Consider the following 17,326-nt stretch of genomic DNA (forward strand, 5'->3'; position numbering starts at 1 on the left):
GGCTTGCCGCCTTGATGCGACACGAATGTTTTTGCGTATGAATTGAAAAGGATATTTTTACCTTAGCCAGTTAGTTTTCGCCAGTTCGATAACCTCATCGCCGCGGCCGCTGATAATCGCGCGCAGCATGTAAAGGCTGAAACCTTTGGCCTGCTCCAGTTTGATCTGCGGCGGCATCGCCAGTTCTTCACTGGCGACCACCACATCCACCAGGACCGGGCCGTCGGTACTGAAGGCGGTTTGCAACGCCTGGTCTACGTCAGCCGCTTTTTCGACACGGATGCCCTTAATGCCGCAGGCCTCGGCGATGCGGGCAAAGTTGGTCGCATGCAGCTCGGTGCCGTCTGTCAGATAGCCGCCGGCCTTCATCTCCATCGCGACAAAGCCCAGGACGCCGTTATTGAAGATAACGATCTTCACCGGCAGCTTCATTTGCGCCAGCGAGAGAAAATCCCCCATCAGCATGCTAAAGCCGCCGTCGCCGCACATTGCCACGACCTGCCGGTCGGGGGCGGTGGCCTTCGCGCCGATGGCCTGCGGCATGGCGTTAGCCATCGAACCGTGGTTGAACGATCCGATCAGGCGGCGCTTGCCGTTCATCTGTAAATAGCGCGCAGCCCACACGGTTGGCGTTCCGACGTCACAGGTAAAAATGGCGTCGTCGTCGGCAAAGTGGCTGATCCGCTGCGCCAGATACTGCGGATGAAGGGTTTTATCGCTTGGCTTCGCCAGGTCATCGAGCCCCTTGCGCGCGTCGCGATAGTGTTCCAGGGCTTTGTCGAGGAACTTGCGGTCGGTTTTCTCTTCCAGATGCGGCAGCAGCGCGCTGAGGGTGGATTTGACATCGCCGATCAGCGCCATGTCCACTTTACTGTGCGCGCCGATACTGCCGGGGTTGATATCGATCTGAATAATTTTTGCGTCCGTCGGGTAGAAGGCGCGGTAGGGGAACTGGGTGCCGAGCAGCACCAGGGTGTCAGCGTTCATCATGGTATGGAAACCGGAGGAGAAGCCTATCAGCCCGGTCATCCCAACATCATAAGGGTTATCGTATTCAACGTGCTCTTTGCCGCGCAGCGCGTGAACGATAGGCGCTTTCAGCTTCGCGGCGAACTCAACCAGCTCTTTATGCGCTCCGGCGCAGCCGCTGCCGCACATCAGCGCGATATTGCTCGAATAGCGCAGCAGCTGGGCCAGTTTTTTCAGTTCTTCTTCTGCCGGCGTCACCTGCGGCAGCGGGGCGTGGTACCAGTGGCTGCTGGCGCTTTCCGGCGCGGGTTTTAGCGCAACGTCGCCGGGGAGCACCACTACCGAGACGCCGCGGTTAATCACCGCTTTGCGCATAGCGATGGCCAGCACCTGCGGGATCTGCTCCGGCGAGGAGACCAGTTCGCAGTAGTGGCTGCATTCGCGAAACAGCTCCTGCGGATGCGTTTCCTGAAAGTAACCGCTGCCGATTTCGCTGGAAGGAATATGGGCGGCGATGGCCAGCACCGGAACATGGTTGCGGTGGCAGTCGAAAAGACCGTTAATCAGATGCAGGTTGCCCGGCCCGCAGGAACCGGCGCACACCGCCAGTTCGCCGGTAAGCTGCGCTTCCGCTCCGGCGGCGAAGGCGGCAACTTCTTCATGGCGCGTGGGCATCCAGTCGATGGTCCCCATGCGGTTCAGGCTGTCGCTTAAGCCATTAAGAGAATCCCCGGTCACGCCCCAAATACGTTTAACGCCAGCCTGTTCTAGAGTTTTGGCAATGTATGCCGCCACGGTCTGTTTCATGGTTTTCCATCTCCTTAAGTGATAACGCTTACAAGCTTAGATGAAAATGACTATTACGCCCGCCGTTGGCCCCTCATTTTCAGCTGCTTTTATTCGTCGGACATTGCGCATACGCTGTGTTCACCTTCGGTGGTAAACAGGAATCATTTCAAATGGTTAAATCTCTGTTAAATGGTGTTAATAAACTGCTGTCGCATGATGATTTTGGCAAACTTTTGTTACGACTTGCCGTTGGCGGCCTGATGCTGTTTCACGGATTACACAAGCTATTCGATGGCGTGGGGGGCATCAGCAGCATGCTGGTGGCGAAAGGTCTGCCAGGCTTTATCGCTTATGGGGTTTTAGCTGGAGAAGTGGTTGCGCCATGTCTGCTGATTGTGGGGATCCTGACGCGCCCTGCGGCGCTGGTGCTGGCATTCACGATGGTTGTGGCCTGGCTGATGGTCGGGACGGGTAAAACCTTCGCGCTGGATGCGGTAGGCGCGTGGGCGATTGAGAGTCTGGTCTATTTCTTTGTTGGCGCGCTGGCGATTGCCTTCCTCGGGGCAGGGCGCTATTCCATTGGCGGAAACTCGGCCTGGCGCTAAGTGCACCAGGATTTTCTGCCTCACCCTGGCCACATCCTGTTTGCCGGGGTGTCGCCGCTCGTTTTTCAGACCCTTTTTTTGGGGGTTATTTTAAGATATTGATTTTTTAAAATTTTTATTCTTGCCTAAAAAAGGGTAAAAGGGCCTTTTATTGATTATTGCATGATAAAACAATAAGGCAGGTGCGCCGGGCTAGTGTTCACTGCCGTACAGGCAGCTTAGAAAACGAATACACCGTATTAGAGCTGATACCCATCGTTCACTGCCGTACAGGCAGCTTAGAAAGGATGACCGATCGCATCGGCATTTTTGAATTGGTTCACTGCCGTTCCGGCAGTTCAGTAAGAGCCATGCTACCCGACGATTACCGCGTAGCATGGCCAGCAACAACATTAAGCCAATACCAAATCTCCCTGCGGCTGGCAGGAGCAGGCCAGCACGTAGCCTTCAGCGATTTCCGCATCGGTTAACGTCATGGTGCTGCTGACGGTATATTCACCGGAAACCACTTTCGTTTTGCAGCAGCCGCAAACGCCCGCGCGGCAGGCGACGGTAACCGGCACCTTATTGCTTTCCAGCGCTTCGAGCAGCGTGGTGCCGACCGGGGCATAAAACGTTTTCGCCGGCTGCAGTTTGGTGAACTTCAGACCGCTGGTGGCCGCGACGGCGACTGGCGTAAAGAACTGCTCTTTAAAGAAGCGCGTCGCGCCCAGCGCGTTCACTTCCTGCTCGACCAGATCCATATACGGCGCCGGACCGCAGGTCATCACGGTGCGCGATGCCAGATCCGGCACGCTTTGCAGTAGTTCAGTCGTTAAACGTCCTGCCAAGAAACCGTGGGTAGCGTTATTTTCCGCCACCAGCGTCACCGGATACTGACGCCACTCCTCAGCGAAAATCACATCCTGCGGCGAACGAACGTTAAAAATCACCTGCACATCAGCCTGCGGGCGATATTTTGCCAGCCAGCGGCGCATCGACATGATCGGCGTGACGCCGCAGCCTGCGGCCAGCATCAGGAACTTATCGTCCGCTTTATCATCGCAGGTGAAATCCCCCATCGCGTCGGACAGCCAGATATAGTCGCCGCGCTTTACGTCGCGGGTGAGCCACTGTGATCCCGCGCCATCGTCAATACGGCGAACGGTCAACGTAATATATTCGCTGACGCCCGGCGTGGACGAAATAGTGTAAGCGCGCAGGGTCTCTGCCGAATTACGCACGCTCACCAGCGCGTACTGCCCGGCACGGTACGGATAATAGTCATGGCAGAGCAATGAAATGGTCCACACATCCGGCGTTTCCTGATGGATGTGATGCACCTGCATCCGCCACGGGCATTGTGAGGTTGGCATGGTCATGGATAGCTCCTTACGCGCTCAGCAGTTGCTTCATGTCTTCTTCTACGGTGGTCACAGAGCGCAGTCCGAATTTCTCATTGAGCACGGCCAGCAGATCCGGGGTGAAGAAGCCTGGCGCGGTCGGGCCGGTTACGATGTTTTTCACGCCTAGTGAGAGCAGGGTCAGCAGAATGACAATCGCTTTCTGCTCGAACCAGGAAAGCACCAGCGATAGCGGCAGATCATTGACGCCGCAGCCCAGTTTTTCCGCCAGGGTCACCGCCAGGATAATCGCCGAGTAAGCGTCGTTGCACTGACCGGCATCGACCAGACGCGGCAGGCCTTCAATATCGCCGAAATCGAGTTTATTGAAGCGGTATTTACCGCAGGCCAGGGTCAGGATCAGGCAGTCGTCCGGTACGCTGGTGGCAAAATCGGTGAAGTAATTACGCTCGCCCCGCGCGCCGTCGCAGCCGCCAACCAGGAAGATGTGGCGCAGTTTTTCCCGGCTCACCAGATCGATAAGGGTATCAGCAGCGCCCAGAAGGGTCTGACGGCCGAAACCTACGGTGATGAGATGCGGGATCTCGCTGTACGGGAAGCCTGCCATCTGCTGCGCCTGGGCGATAACCGGGGCGAAATCTTCGCCTTCCAGATGGTTCACGCCCGGCCAGCCAACGATGCTACGGGTCCAGATACGATCGTCATAGGCGCCGACGGTTGGGTCGATGATGCAGTTAGAGGTCATGACGATCGGCCCCGGGAAACGGGCGAACTCCACCTGCTGGTTCTGCCAGCCGCTGCCGTAGTTCCCAATCAGGTGTTTGAATTTACGCAGCTCCGGATAGCCGTGCGCCGGCAGCATTTCCCCGTGGGTGTAGACGTTAACGCCGGTGCCTTCGGTCTGCTCCAGCAGGTTATAGAGATCTTTCAGGTCATGGCCGGAGATCAGGATGCACTTGCCCTCGGTCGCTTTAACGTTGACCTGGGTTGGGGTCGGATGACCGTATTTGGTGGTCTCACCGGCGTCCAGAATGCTCATGACTTTGAAGTTCATCTGGCCGATTTCCATTGAGCACTCCAGCAGAGCGTTCATATCGGCAGGCCAGGTACCCAGCCATGCCATGATTTTATGGTACTGGGCGTAGATGTCGTTGTCGTACTGGCCCAGAACGTGCGCGTGCTCCATATAGGCCGCAGCGCCTTTCAGGCCGTACAGGCACAGCAGGCGCAGGCCGAGAATGTTCTCGCCGATGGCCGCTTTGTCTTTATTCGGAGTAAATTCCGCCGCCTGACGCTGCAGGTCGCCCAGATCGTCGCTGGCCAGTTGCAGAGCGGCCATCGGATTGTTAACCGTCGCGTGGGCATCAATGTTCAGGCACTGAGCTTTAAGCGCTTCACGCATGGCGATAGCCTGGCGCGCATAGCCAACGATACGCGGGGAGTCGAAGTTAACGTTAGTCAGCGTAGAGAAAAAAGCGCGCGGCGCAAAGCTATCGACGTCGTGGTCGATGATGCCATATTCACGGGCTTTAAGCGCCCAGGCGGAGAGGCCCTGCAGAGAGGCAATCAGCAGATCCTGCAGATCGGACGTTTCGGCCGTTTTCCCGCACATACCCTGCGCGTAAGAGCAGCCGTTTCCTGCCGGAGTACGGATGGTTTGTTCACATTGCACACAAAACATGGTCACACCTTTTAAAGTTATATTTAATATACATGTTTAAGGTTATGCCCGAGCGCGTGAGGAGAAAAGGTATTTCTGATACAACTTACAGGGAGATTGATTTAGCGCAAAATTGGCGGCAGAGGGCTACCGCCTGAGAGGTATTAAGCGGAGAAAAAGGCCATCAGGATGGGCACCAGCAGGCTGAGAATGAAGCCATGAACAATAGCTGCCGGCACGATCTCCACGCCGCCTGAGCGCTGCAGCACCGGCAGCGTAAAATCCATCGATGTTGCGCCGCACAGGCCTAGCGCCGTTGAACGGCTGCGGCGTACCAGCCCCGGGATCAGCATAATCGCCAGCAGCTCTCGTGCCAGATCGTTAAAGAAGGCGGCGCTACCAATCACCGGGCCATAGGATTCTGTTAACAGGATGCCGGAAAGCGAATACCAGCCAAAGCCGGAGGCCATGGCCAGGCCGGTTTTTAGCGGCAGGTCGAGAATAAAGGCATTAATGATTCCGCCCAGCAGTGAGCTCACCATCACCACCACCGCAACCATCATTCCGCGGCGATTCAGAACAATTTGCCGCAGGGTCATGCCATTATTACGCAGCTGAATACCGATCAGGAACAGCAGGAAAATCAGCGTATATTCACTGGCCTCGGTGGCGTGTTGTAAAAAAGGCAGGCCGCTCAGGCCAATAAGAAAACCAATAAGGACTACGCCGCATAGCTGAAGGGATTCCAGCGCCATTGCCAGACGCGAGGGTAATTTTTCCTGGCGATGATGATTTTGCCAGGGCATTTTCTGCTCAAGCCACATCAGAGCCGCAATATTACACAGCAGGATAATGACGACGCTGACCGCTGCGTAATGAAGTATCGACAACAGGTTGCTGGCCAGATTATCGAGGAACGCCAGGCTAATTCCCATAAAAAAGAGAATAACGTAAACGATCCAGCTCAGAAGTCGTGCGATAAGTTTAAGGGCTGACGGCCGATGGAGAGGAATAAGGTAGCCTGCGATTAACGGCAGCAGAATAATTAATAGTCCCGAAAACATGAACGACGTGGTCCTTGCAGAGTGAAAATAGCGTCCCTGACACTACCCAAATCGCCGGACTGAGTAAAGTAGTCGAAAAAAAGAAAGGCCCGGGAAACCGGGCCTTCAGAGAAGCGAGGGTGTTTAACTGCGTTTTTCCAGCAGAGTACGGTAGAGCACGCCGCCGAGAATTCCGCCGATAATCGGCATCACCCAGAATAGCCACAGCTGCTGCAGCGCCCAGCCGCCCTGGAAAATCGCTACCGCGGTGCTACGAGCCGGGTTGACAGAAGTGTTGGTGACCGGAATGCTGATCAGGTGAATAAGGGTCAGCGCCAGGCCAATGGCGATAGGGGCGAAGCCCGCCGGAGCGTTTTTATCGGTGGCGCCGTGGATGACCAACAGGAAGCCGCAGGTCAGGACAATCTCAATCACAATTGCGGAGAGCATGGAGAAACCGCCCGGTGAGTGTTCGCCGTAACCGTTCGACGCGAACCCGCTGGCGGCGGCATCAAAGCCCGCTTTACCGCTGGCGACGATATACAGAATAGCGGCGGCAATAATACCACCGACAACCTGGGCGATAATATAGCCAATCACCTCTTTAGCCGGGAAACGACCGCCAGCCCACAGGCCTAAAGTGACTGCCGGGTTAAAGTGGCCGCCGGAAATATGACCGACGGCAAACGCCATGGTTAATACCGTTAAGCCGAAGGCTAACGCGACGCCGGCAAAACCAATACCTAATTCCGGGAAGGCTGCCGCCAGAACGGCGCTGCCGCAACCACCAAACACCAGCCAGAATGTACCAAAGCATTCTGCTGCTAATTTTCTAAACATAACCACCTCAATAAAATAATGTTACGAGCGCGGAAAACCGCGCCGGTCTTTATTTATCGATATAAATAACGACGATAAAAATAAAGCGCCGCTATTTTATGGACGTTCAACATCGTCGCACTAGCAATATAAATCGAGGTAACTTGATTTAGGGCAAGGTGATGTGATTCCTTCAGTAATGTCTACCGAGTTGAAGTGTAGAACAGAACAAATTAAAAAACTGGCAACCCGTTAAGTATTTTGCAAGCTGAATAGTCACCGTGCGGATACATACGCTTAAGATTTATCCTGCAGCGCGGAGTAGCGGGTGTGTCATGTTCCTCCCCACCTCGCTATACTGCTGATAACTGAAGGAGAAAGTAGCCACCGAGCGGAGGGGATATGCATCTTGAGCGCGTCGAAATAGTAGGCTTTCGCGGCATCAACCGGTTATCGTTGATGCTGGAGCAAAATAACGTGCTGATTGGCGAAAATGCATGGGGTAAATCCAGCCTGCTGGATGCCCTGACGCTGCTCCTGTCGCCTGAGTTCGATCTCTATCATTTTGTTCGGGAAGATTTTTGGTTTCCACCCGGGGATATTCAGGGGCGCGAACGTCATTTGCATATTATTCTGACCTTCCGTGAAAATGAACCGGGCCGCCATCGGGTCCGCCGCTATCGGCCGCTCAGCAAATGCTGGGTACCCTGCGACGATGGCTATCAGCGAGTGTTCTACCGCCTGGAGGGGGAGCTTGCCGATGATGATAGCGTGATGACTCTGCGCAGCTTTATTAACGGCGAAGGGGAAGCGCTGGAGCTTGAAGATATTGATGAGCTCGCCCGTCATCTGGTGCGGCTGATGCCGGTGCTGCGCCTGCGCGATGCCCGTTTTATGCGGCGGATCCATAACGGTACCGTGCCGCATTCGCCGCAGATCGAAATTACCGCCCGCCAGCTCGATTTTCTCTCCCGCGAGCTGGTGCACCATCCGCAAAATTTAACCGACGGGCAAATCAGGCAGGGGCTGTCGGCCATGGTGCAGCTGTTGGAGCACTATTTTGCCGAGCAGAGCAGCGCGCAATCTCGTCACCGCCTGATGCGCCGCCATTCACATGATGAACAGCGCAGCTGGCGCTATCTGGACATCATCAACCGTATGATCGACAAACCCGGCGGCCGTAGCCATCGGGTAATTTTATTGGGGCTCTTTTCCACGTTGTTGCAGGCGAAAGGGACCGTCAGACTCGATCGCGATGCGCGGCCGCTGCTGTTAATTGAGGATCCGGAAACCCGACTGCACCCCATTATGCTATCCGTGGCCTGGCATTTGCTCAATTTGCTGCCGCTGCAGCGGGTGACGACGACGAACTCCGGCGAGCTGCTGTCGCTAACGCCCGTCGAGCATGTGTGCCGACTGGTGCGTGAATCGTCACGAGTGTCGGCCTGGCGGCTGGGGCCTGGTGGAATGAATGCAGAAGACAGTCGACGCATCGCATTTCATATTCGTTTTAACCGCGCTTCATCGCTGTTTGCCCGCTGCTGGCTGCTGGTGGAAGGCGAGACGGAAACCTGGGTTATCAACGAACTGGCCCGCCAGTGCGGCCATCACTTTGATGCGGAAGGGGTGAAGGTGATCGAGTTTGCCCAGTCGGGTTTAAAACCGCTGATTAAGTTCGCCCGGCGAATGGGTATTGAGTGGCACGTGCTGGTGGATGGCGATGAAGCCGGGAAGAAATACGCCGCCACCGTTCGCAGTTTGTTGAATGACGATAAAATGCTGGAGCGAGACCATCTCACCGCGCTACCGGCGATGGATATGGAACATTTTATGTATCGTCAGGGATTCGATGATGTTTATCATCGGGTCGCGCAGCTGCCGATGAATATTCCTATGAATATGCGGCGGGTGATCACCAAAGCGATTCATCGCTCGTCTAAGCCAGACCTGGCGATTGAAGTGGCGATGGAGGCCGGACGTCGCGGCGTTGACGCCATTCCGACGCTGTTGAAAAAAATGTTTTCTCGCGTGCTATGGCTGGCGCGCGGGCGGGCGGATTAGCGGCGACCAACGTTTATCTCTTCGTGCCGGGAGCGATTCCGGCGCGTCTGCATCTGCACATCACTCAACCTCAGTTAAACAAAAATTAAGCGCAGCTAAAAATGAACGTTATTCTGTTACCGCATTTAGATAGAATTGACGCCGGTTCTGCGGATTAAAACATCAGGAATGGTTATGAAATTAAATGGAAAGCGCAGGAAAATTTGGTGGCTGCTGGCGATTGTCGTGCTGGCCCTCGCCGTCTGGGGATGGCGAATACTGAATGCGCCGCTGCCGCAATATCAAACGCTGGTGGTGCGTAAAGGGGATCTGCAGCAGAGCGTGCTGGCGACCGGTAAGCTGGATGCGTTAAAAAAAGTGGATGTCGGGGCGCAGGTGAGCGGACAGCTCAAAACGCTGCGCGTCGAGATTGGCGACAAAGTGAAAAAAGACCAGCTGCTGGGGGTTATTGACCCGGAGCAGGCGGAAAACCAGATTAAGGAAGTTGAAGCGACGCTGATGGAGCTGCGGGCGCAGCTCAACCAGGCGCGCGCGGAGCGTAAACTCTCTGCGGCGACTTTAGCTCGCCAGCAGCAGTTGGCGCAGCGTCAGCTGGTCTCCCGGCAGGACCTGGACACCGCAGCGACCGATCTTGCGGTGAAAGAGGCGCAAATCGGCACGATTGAAGCGCAGGTCAAACGCAATCAGGCCACCCTGGATACGGCTAAAACCAACCTCGACTACACCAAAATTCTGGCGCCGATGTCCGGGGAAGTGACGCAAATCACCACCCTGCAGGGGCAGACGGTGATTGCCGCCCAGCAGGCGCCGAATATTTTGACCCTGGCCGATCTCAGCACCATGCTGGTGAAGGCGCAGGTTTCGGAAGCGGACGTCATCCATCTCAAGCCGGGGCAAAAGGCCTGGTTTACGGTGTTGGGCGATCCGCTGACGCGCTATGAAGGGACGCTGAAGGATATTCTACCGACGCCTGAAAAGGTTAACGACGCCATCTTCTACTACGCCCGCTTTGAGGTACCGAACCCGCAGGGCATCCTGCGCCTGGAGATGACCGCCCAGGTGCATATTCAGCTTTCGGAAGTCAAAAACGTCATCACCATCCCGCTGAGCGCGCTGGGGGAGGCCATCGGCGATAACCGCTATCACGTGCGTCTGCTACGTACCGGTGAAGTTAAAGAGCGTGAAATCGTTATCGGTGCGCGGAATGACACCGATGTGGCGGTGGTGAAAGGGCTGGAAGAGGGGGATGAAGTCATTATCGGCGAAGGTGCGGCCGGAGCAGCGAAATGACGGCGTTACTTGAACTGCGTGATATTCGCCGCAGCTACCCCTCCGGCGATGGCAACGTTGAGGTGCTGAAAGGTATTACGTTGAGCATTGCCGCCGGCGAGATGGTGGCTATTGTCGGGGCTTCCGGCTCAGGGAAATCCACGCTGATGAATATTCTCGGCTGTCTGGATAAACCCACCAGCGGCACCTATCGGGTTGCCGGAACCGACGTGGCGCGTCTCAACGGCGATGAGCTGGCGCGCCTGCGGCGGGAACATTTCGGTTTTATTTTTCAGCGCTATCATCTGCTATCGCATCTCACCGCGGCGCAGAACGTGGAAGTGCCGGCGGTCTATGCCGGAGCGGAGCGCAAAGCGCGGCTGGCCCGCGCCCATGAGCTGCTGGTACGACTGGGGCTTGGCGACCGGGCAGAATATCAACCTTCACAGCTCTCCGGCGGCCAACAGCAGCGGGTGAGTATTGCCCGCGCCCTGATGAACGGCGGGGAAGTGATTCTGGCGGATGAGCCTACCGGTGCGCTGGACAGCCGCTCCGGCGAAGAGGTCATGGGGATCCTTCACCAGCTGAAAGCGCAGGGACATACGGTCATTATCGTCACCCATGACCCGCAGGTGGCGGCTCAGGCTGAGCGGGTCATTGAGATACACGACGGTGAGATCGTGCGTAACCCGCCCGCGTTGAGCTCCGCGCAAGGCGGCGCGCTGCGCCAGCGCACGGCGGCCGAACCGTCGGCATGGCGTCAGTTCAGTAGCGGTTTTCGCGAGGCGCTGGTCATGGCCTGGCGCGCCATGGCGGCGAATAAAATGCGCACGCTGCTGACGATGCTCGGGATAATTATCGGTATTGCATCGGTGGTGTCGATTGTGGTGGTGGGCGATGCCGCGAAGCAAATGGTGCTGGCCGATATCCGCGCCATAGGCACCAATACCATTGATGTTTATCCCGGTAAGGATTTCGGCGATGACGATCCCCGCTATCAGCAGTCGCTGAAGTACGACGATCTGCTTGCTATTCAGAAACAGCCCTGGGTCAGCTCGGCGACCCCTGCGGTCTCCAAAAGCCTGCGTCTGCGGGCGGATAATATCGACGTTGCCGCTAGCGCTGAGGGCGTGGGGGCGCAGTACTTTAACGTTTACGGTATGACTTTTAGCGAAGGTAACACCTTCAACGAACTCCAGCTAAATAGCCGCGCGCAGGTGGTGGTGCTCGATAGCAACGCGCGTCGACAGCTGTTTCCGCACAAAGCGCGGGTCGTTGGCGAAGTGATTCTTGTCGGCAACATGCCCGCGACGGTCATCGGCGTTGCCGATGAAAAACAGTCGATGTTTGGCAGCAGCAAAATTCTGCGCGTCTGGTTACCCTATACCACGATGGCCGGCCGGGTTATGGGGCAGTCGTGGCTGAACTCCATCACCGTCCGGGTCAATGAAGGTTACGACAGCGCGCTTGCCGAGCAGCAGCTGTTACGTCTCCTGGAACTGCGCCACGGTAAGAAAGATGTTTTCACCTGGAATATGGACGGCATCTTGAAAACGGCGGAACGGACCACACATACACTACAGCTGTTTCTGACCCTGGTGGCGGTGATTGCGCTGGTGGTCGGCGGGATTGGCGTGATGAATATTATGCTGGTCTCCGTTACCGAACGCACGCGAGAGATCGGTATCCGTATGGCTGTCGGGGCGCGGGCCAGCGACGTACTGCAGCAGTTTTTGATTGAGGCGGTGCTGGTTTGCCTGGTCGGCGGGGCGCTGGGCGTGACGCTTTCGTTGCTGATTGCCTTCGTGCTGCAGCTGTTTTTGCCCGGCTGGGAAATCGGCTTTTCGCCGCTGGCGCTGCTGACCGCATTTTTATGCTCGACGCTGACCGGAGTGTTGTTTGGCTGGCTCCCGGCGCGCAATGCGGCTCGTCTGGACCCGGTCGACGCCCTGGCACGGGAGTAGCGATAAAAAAATGCCAGTCAGAAGGACTGGCATTTTACTGGCAGGATGTACACAATGAAGCAAAAGAGTTATGCGGCTGTTTCTGTTTCTTCCGCTTCAACAGGGACGATCACGCTGGCGTGATTACCTTTTGGCCCCTGGTGAACATCAAACCGAACCGCTTGTCCGGCTTTTAGCGTTCTGTAACCATCCATCTGGATGGTCGAGTAATGGGCGAAAATGTCTTCGCCGCCGCCCTCAGGGCAGATAAAACCGAACCCTTTGGCATTGTTGAACCACTTAACAGTACCCATTTCCATACTTCGACATCCTTCGTAAATCTTATAAGTAAGATGGAATGAACCGGTAGTGGAGTGACGAGTTGTTCATTTGCTCGCCAACTCTCGCCACTACAATTTAGAGAAATCAGGAAATGCGTCAAGCGATTGACGACCGGGGACGGTGAAAAATGCGTCAAAATTTGAAGCAGTTAACGCTATTGCCGGGGAATGTGACAGACATCGCGGATGGAAGTAATAGATGATAATTATCTATGATCTATTGTAGATTTGTGATGTGCATAGCCTCTGGTCATCGACAGGCCACCGCCTGTTGGCAACAGCAACCGATGATGAACACTGACGATGAGTAAGAGAGACTGGTTGGACTTCGATCAGCTAATCGAGGACGAAGTTAAAGATGCGCTAAAACCGCCATCTATGTATAAAGTGATATTAGTCAATGATGACTACACTCCAATGGAGTTTGTTATTGACGTGTTACAAAAATTCTTTTCTTATGATGTTGAACGTGCAACGCAACTGATGCTGACGGTTCACTATCAAGGTAAAGCGATTTGCGGGGTGTTTACCGCTGAAGTCGCGGAAACCAAAGTATCGATGGTGAACCAATACGCGAGGGAGAACGAACATCCGTTGTTGTGTACGCTAGAAAAAGCCTGAATGCAGGCAATAAACTTGGGGGAGGTGCCTATGCTCAATCAAGAACTGGAACTCAGTTTAAACATGGCTTTCGCCAGAGCGCGCGAGCACCGTCATGAGTTCATGACCGTCGAGCACTTGTTGCTGGCGCTGCTTAGCAACCCTTCGGCCCGCGAAGCGCTTGAAGCGTGTTCAGTGGACCTGGTCGCGCTGCGTCAGGAACTTGAAGCCTTCATCGAACAGACCACACCCGTACTGCCTGCAACGGAAGAAGAGCGCGACACTCAGCCGACGCTGAGCTTCCAGCGCGTGCTGCAACGTGCTGTTTTCCACGTCCAGTCATCCGGTCGAAGCGAAGTGACCGGCGCCAACGTTCTGGTCGCGATTTTCAGCGAACAGGAGTCTCAGGCGGCATACCTGCTGCGTAAACATGAAGTCAGCCGACTTGATGTGGTGAACTTCATCTCTCACGGTACGCGCAAAGACGAGCCGAGCCAGTCTTCCGATAACAGCGGAAGCCAGCCTGGCAGCAGTGAAGAGCAAGCAGGCGGGGAGGATCGTATGGAAAACTTCACCACCAACCTCAACCAGCTTGCCCGCGTAGGAGGTATCGATCCGCTGATCGGCCGCGAGAAAGAGCTGGAACGTGCTATTCAGGTTCTGTGCCGCCGTCGCAAGAACAACCCGCTGCTGGTGGGGGAATCCGGCGTCGGTAAGACCGCAATTGCCGAAGGTCTCGCCTGGCGTATCGTGCAGGGCGACGTACCGGAAGTGATGGCCGACTGCACTATCTATTCACTGGATATTGGCTCGCTGCTGGCAGGCACTAAATACCGCGGCGATTTTGAAAAACGCTTTAAAGCGCTGCTTAAGCAGCTGGAGCAGGATACCAACAGTATTCTGTTCATTGATGAAATCCACACCATCATTGGTGCGGGCGCGGCTTCCGGCGGGCAGGTCGATGCCGCTAACCTGATTAAGCCGCTGCTTTCCAGCGGTAAAATCCGGGTTATCGGTTCGACGACCTACCAGGAGTTCAGCAACATCTTTGAGAAAGATCGTGCGCTGGCGCGTCGTTTCCAGAAAATTGATATCACCGAACCTTCCGTGGAAGAGACGGTGCAGATTATTAACGGTCTGAAGCCGAAGTATGAAGCGCACCACGACGTGCGTTACACCGCGAAAGCGGTACGTGCGGCGGTGGAACTGGCGGTGAAATACATTAACGATCGTCATCTGCCGGATAAGGCGATTGACGTGATTGACGAAGCCGGCGCGCGCGCGCGCTTGATGCCGCTGAGCAAACGTAAGAAAACGGTCAACGTGGCGGATATTGAGTCCGTGGTGGCGCGAATTGCGCGTATTCCTGAGAAGAGCGTTTCCCGCAGCGACCGCGATACGCTGAAAAACCTTGGCGATCGCCTGAAAATGCTGGTCTTTGGCCAGGATAAAGCGATTGAGGCCTTAACCGAAGCGATCAAGATGGCGCGCGCCGGGCTTGGCCATGAGCACAAACCTGTCGGCTCTTTCCTGTTTGCCGGGCCTACCGGGGTGGGTAAAACCGAGGTTACTGTACAGCTGGCGAAGTCGCTGGGTATTGAGCTGCTGCGTTTTGATATGTCCGAATATATGGAACGTCATACCGTCAGCCGCTTAATTGGTGCGCCTCCGGGATACGTCGGTTTCGATCAGGGCGGGCTGCTGACCGATGCGGTGATTAAGCATCCGCACGCGGTACTGCTGCTCGATGAAATTGAAAAAGCGCATCCGGACGTCTTTAACCTGCTGTTGCAGGTAATGGATAACGGTACGCTGACCGATAACAACGGCCGCAAAGCGGATTTCCGCAACGTGGTGCTGGTGATGACCACCAACGCCGGCGTGCGTGAAACCGAGCGTAAATCGATTGGCCTTATCCATCAGGACAACAGTCCGGATGCGATGGATGAGATCAAAAAGATCTTTACGCCGGAGTTCCGTAACCGCCTCGACAACATTATCTGGTTCGATCACCTGTCCACGACGGTTATCCACCAGGTGGTGGATAAGTTTATCGTTGAGCTGCAGGTCCAGCTGGATCAGAAAGGCGTCTCTTTGGAAGTAAGCCAGGAAGCCCGCGATTGGCTGGCCGAGAAAGGCTACGACCGGGCCATGGGCGCGCGTCCGATGGCGAGGGTGATTCAGGACAACCTGAAAAAACCGCTGGCTAACGAGCTGCTGTTTGGCTCACTGGTTGACGGCGGTCAGGTGATCGTTGAGCTGGACAAAGAGAAAAACGCGCTGACCTATGCCTTCCAGAGTGCGCAAAAGCACAAACCGGAAGCGGCACATTAAGTCGCTTGCGTGAAACGTCAAAACCGGCCTCAGGGCCGGTTTTTTTATGCCTTTCTTCTGAATCCTCTTATTCGCTTTTTTAACATATTGATTTTAAAGAAATAAAAAACCGGTTAAAAATAATATGGCAGAGGAGGTTTATTGTTTAATTTCAATAATAACAATATGATGGGGTGCGGTTTGCCCAGTTCACTGCCATAAAGGCAGCATTCCATCCTTAAATTTCCTGACTTACCGCATAGTCACTCTGCATTTTCACAAAACGCTCAACGGACCACTCTTTGATATCCGATACCTGGCCGTCACCGATCTCGACGAGCCTCAAAGCACCAGCTTCATCATTGATAACATCTATAGAGTAAAAAGGGCTGTTTATACGTACGGCGATTTCGCTAACCCTGGCAGGAATATCGCCGTTTGCGGCATGAACTTTGCCATCGAGAACAAAGAATCGCCTTTCGCTGGATGTATCAAATTTCTCCACGCGTCTCAGGCAAACTCCTCCTTCAATTTCACCGCGAAACTGTTTAAGCAATGTGATGATTTCATCAATTTCTTGCGCATTGCGAGCGATTGAGCCGCGGGAGGTTGTGAGCGACTTTACATAGTCCTTCACAAAATAAGCAGGCCAACCATATTCCTTAGTGAGGGCAGCAAAGTCAGCATCTTCGCTAGTCACGATGGTTTCTGGCGTGAGATCCCGACAACTTTCATACCAGCCCGGCAAATGGTGGCATTGAAGATATTGCTGGCATGACGTTAATAAGCGAGCGCCTCGCTTTTCCACCGCTCGGGATAAACTTTCGTACTCATCCGGGTGCAGCATCCATCCGCGCCACAGTACCGGCATATTGGCTGAAAAACTGGATGAAAAGCGGTAGTCGCCCAGCGCCGCAGCCTCTGATGAGAGTAACAGGCAGGTAATACTGCTTTGGCAGGCATAAGTGTACTCAGCTAAAAACATCTCGTCAGGTTGTGACGGATGAAGCATATCGTTGGGATAGATAATTTGCAGGGCGCTCATTGGGGTATCCTTTCTCGCCAGGACAATCCAGCTATTATTTTACGGGCGCAGAGACAGGGCCGTCAAAGCCGAAGAGGGAAACGGCGTGAGAATAAAAAGAAATGAAAAGACCGGGAATTATCCCGGCCTTCAGCATCTGGCGCGTTAAGCGTGAAAACGATCAGCGACTACGGAAGACAATGCGGCCTTTGCTCAGGTCGTACGGGGTCAGCTCAACAGTCACTTTGTCGCCCGTCAGAATGCGGATGTAGTTTTTACGCATTTTACCGGAAATATGCGCAGTTACCACGTGACCGTTTTCCAGTTCTACGCGGAACATAGTGTTAGGCAGCGTATCAAGTACGGTGCCCTGCATTTCAATATTGTCTTCTTTGGCCATCTAGTCCTCTGGGGTATCACTACCGTAGTTTTGAACCGGCAAGATAATGCCGAAGTTCAGCAAGTATGTAAAGTTTTACGTCAAATCGCCGAAGTAGTTTTGGCGCATTGCCCGTAATTCACGCGGATAAACCGGGCGACAGGCGCA

14 protein-coding genes are annotated in these 17,326 nt (G+C 54.9%); 6 read left to right on the forward strand and 8 right to left on the reverse strand.

The genetic code is table 11. The features are described 5' to 3' along the window. Window positions 1-57 precede the first annotated feature (57 nt). Complete coding sequence (gene poxB / locus ABLV12_RS18300; RefSeq protein WP_348867213.1) at window positions 58-1,776, reverse strand: ubiquinone-dependent pyruvate dehydrogenase; 1,719 nt, start codon at window positions 1,774-1,776, stop codon at window positions 58-60. Window positions 1,777-1,928: 152 nt separating this feature from the next. Here poxB and ABLV12_RS18305 point away from each other — a divergent pair, with 152 nt between their 5' ends. Then, window positions 1,929-2,363: a DoxX family protein gene (locus ABLV12_RS18305; protein WP_004100617.1), complete on the forward strand. Its 435-nt coding sequence runs from the start codon at window positions 1,929-1,931 to the stop codon at window positions 2,361-2,363. A 392-nt stretch (window positions 2,364-2,755) separates the two neighbouring features. Here the strand turns inward: ABLV12_RS18305 and hcr are convergent, their stop codons facing one another. The 4 genes from hcr to aqpZ form a co-directional block, all read right to left on the reverse strand. Further along, entirely contained in the window at window positions 2,756-3,724 is a 969-nt protein-coding gene (gene hcr, locus ABLV12_RS18310; RefSeq protein ID WP_348867214.1) for an NADH oxidoreductase, read from the reverse strand. 10 nt (window positions 3,725-3,734) lie between these two features. Then, window positions 3,735-5,387, reverse strand: coding sequence for a hydroxylamine reductase (gene hcp / locus ABLV12_RS18315; RefSeq protein ID WP_064370608.1), 1,653 nt, complete (start codon window positions 5,385-5,387; stop codon window positions 3,735-3,737). A 143-nt stretch (window positions 5,388-5,530) separates the two neighbouring features. Beyond that, on the reverse strand, window positions 5,531-6,430 hold the full coding sequence (locus ABLV12_RS18320) for a lysine exporter LysO family protein (RefSeq protein WP_004100620.1): 900 nt from the start codon (window positions 6,428-6,430) through the stop codon (window positions 5,531-5,533). A 123-nt stretch (window positions 6,431-6,553) separates the two neighbouring features. After that, entirely contained in the window at window positions 6,554-7,249 is a 696-nt protein-coding gene (gene aqpZ, locus ABLV12_RS18325) for an aquaporin Z (RefSeq protein WP_004100621.1), read from the reverse strand. A 381-nt stretch (window positions 7,250-7,630) separates the two neighbouring features. Between aqpZ and ABLV12_RS18330 the strand changes: the two genes are divergently transcribed. The 3 genes from ABLV12_RS18330 (at window position 7,631) to macB (ending at window position 12,522) form a co-directional block, all read left to right on the forward strand. Next, the gene (locus ABLV12_RS18330) at window positions 7,631-9,289 is read left to right on the forward strand and encodes an ATP-dependent endonuclease (RefSeq protein WP_016808075.1); all 1,659 of its coding nucleotides are present in this window, start codon (window positions 7,631-7,633) and stop codon (window positions 9,287-9,289) included. 174 nt (window positions 9,290-9,463) lie between these two features. Then, the gene (macA, locus tag ABLV12_RS18335; protein WP_004100624.1) at window positions 9,464-10,579 is read left to right on the forward strand and encodes a macrolide transporter subunit MacA; all 1,116 of its coding nucleotides are present in this window, start codon (window positions 9,464-9,466) and stop codon (window positions 10,577-10,579) included. Continuing rightward, the gene (gene macB, locus ABLV12_RS18340) at window positions 10,576-12,522 is read left to right on the forward strand and encodes a macrolide ABC transporter ATP-binding protein/permease MacB (protein WP_348867215.1); all 1,947 of its coding nucleotides are present in this window, start codon (window positions 10,576-10,578) and stop codon (window positions 12,520-12,522) included. The genes macA and macB overlap by 4 nt, the downstream gene beginning before the upstream one ends. A 68-nt stretch (window positions 12,523-12,590) precedes the next feature. Here macB and cspD read toward each other — a convergent pair whose 3' ends face one another. Next, window positions 12,591-12,821: a cold shock-like protein CspD gene (gene cspD / locus ABLV12_RS18345; RefSeq protein WP_004100627.1), complete on the reverse strand. Its 231-nt coding sequence runs from the start codon at window positions 12,819-12,821 to the stop codon at window positions 12,591-12,593. 324 nt (window positions 12,822-13,145) lie between these two features. Here cspD and clpS point away from each other — a divergent pair, with 324 nt between their 5' ends. Together clpS and clpA are read left to right on the forward strand one after the other, a co-directional pair. Then, a complete protein-coding gene (gene clpS, locus ABLV12_RS18350; protein ID WP_004100628.1) occupies window positions 13,146-13,463 on the forward strand; it encodes an ATP-dependent Clp protease adapter ClpS in 318 nt (105 codons plus the stop codon). A 30-nt stretch (window positions 13,464-13,493) separates the two neighbouring features. Further along, a complete protein-coding gene (clpA, locus tag ABLV12_RS18355) occupies window positions 13,494-15,776 on the forward strand; it encodes an ATP-dependent Clp protease ATP-binding subunit ClpA (RefSeq protein WP_348867216.1) in 2,283 nt (760 codons plus the stop codon). Window positions 15,777-15,993: 217 nt separating this feature from the next. Here clpA and ABLV12_RS18360 read toward each other — a convergent pair whose 3' ends face one another. Together ABLV12_RS18360 and infA are read right to left on the reverse strand one after the other, a co-directional pair. Continuing rightward, on the reverse strand, window positions 15,994-16,800 hold the full coding sequence (locus ABLV12_RS18360) for an ATP-grasp domain-containing protein (protein WP_077266534.1): 807 nt from the start codon (window positions 16,798-16,800) through the stop codon (window positions 15,994-15,996). 160 nt (window positions 16,801-16,960) lie between these two features. Next, on the reverse strand, window positions 16,961-17,179 hold the full coding sequence (gene infA, locus ABLV12_RS18365) for a translation initiation factor IF-1 (protein ID WP_002211347.1): 219 nt from the start codon (window positions 17,177-17,179) through the stop codon (window positions 16,961-16,963). Window positions 17,180-17,326: the final 147 nt, after the last annotated feature.

The sequence above is a fragment of the Klebsiella sp. CN_Kp100 genome (assembly GCF_040065315.1).
Classification (GTDB): domain Bacteria; phylum Pseudomonadota; class Gammaproteobacteria; order Enterobacterales; family Enterobacteriaceae; genus Klebsiella; species Klebsiella oxytoca.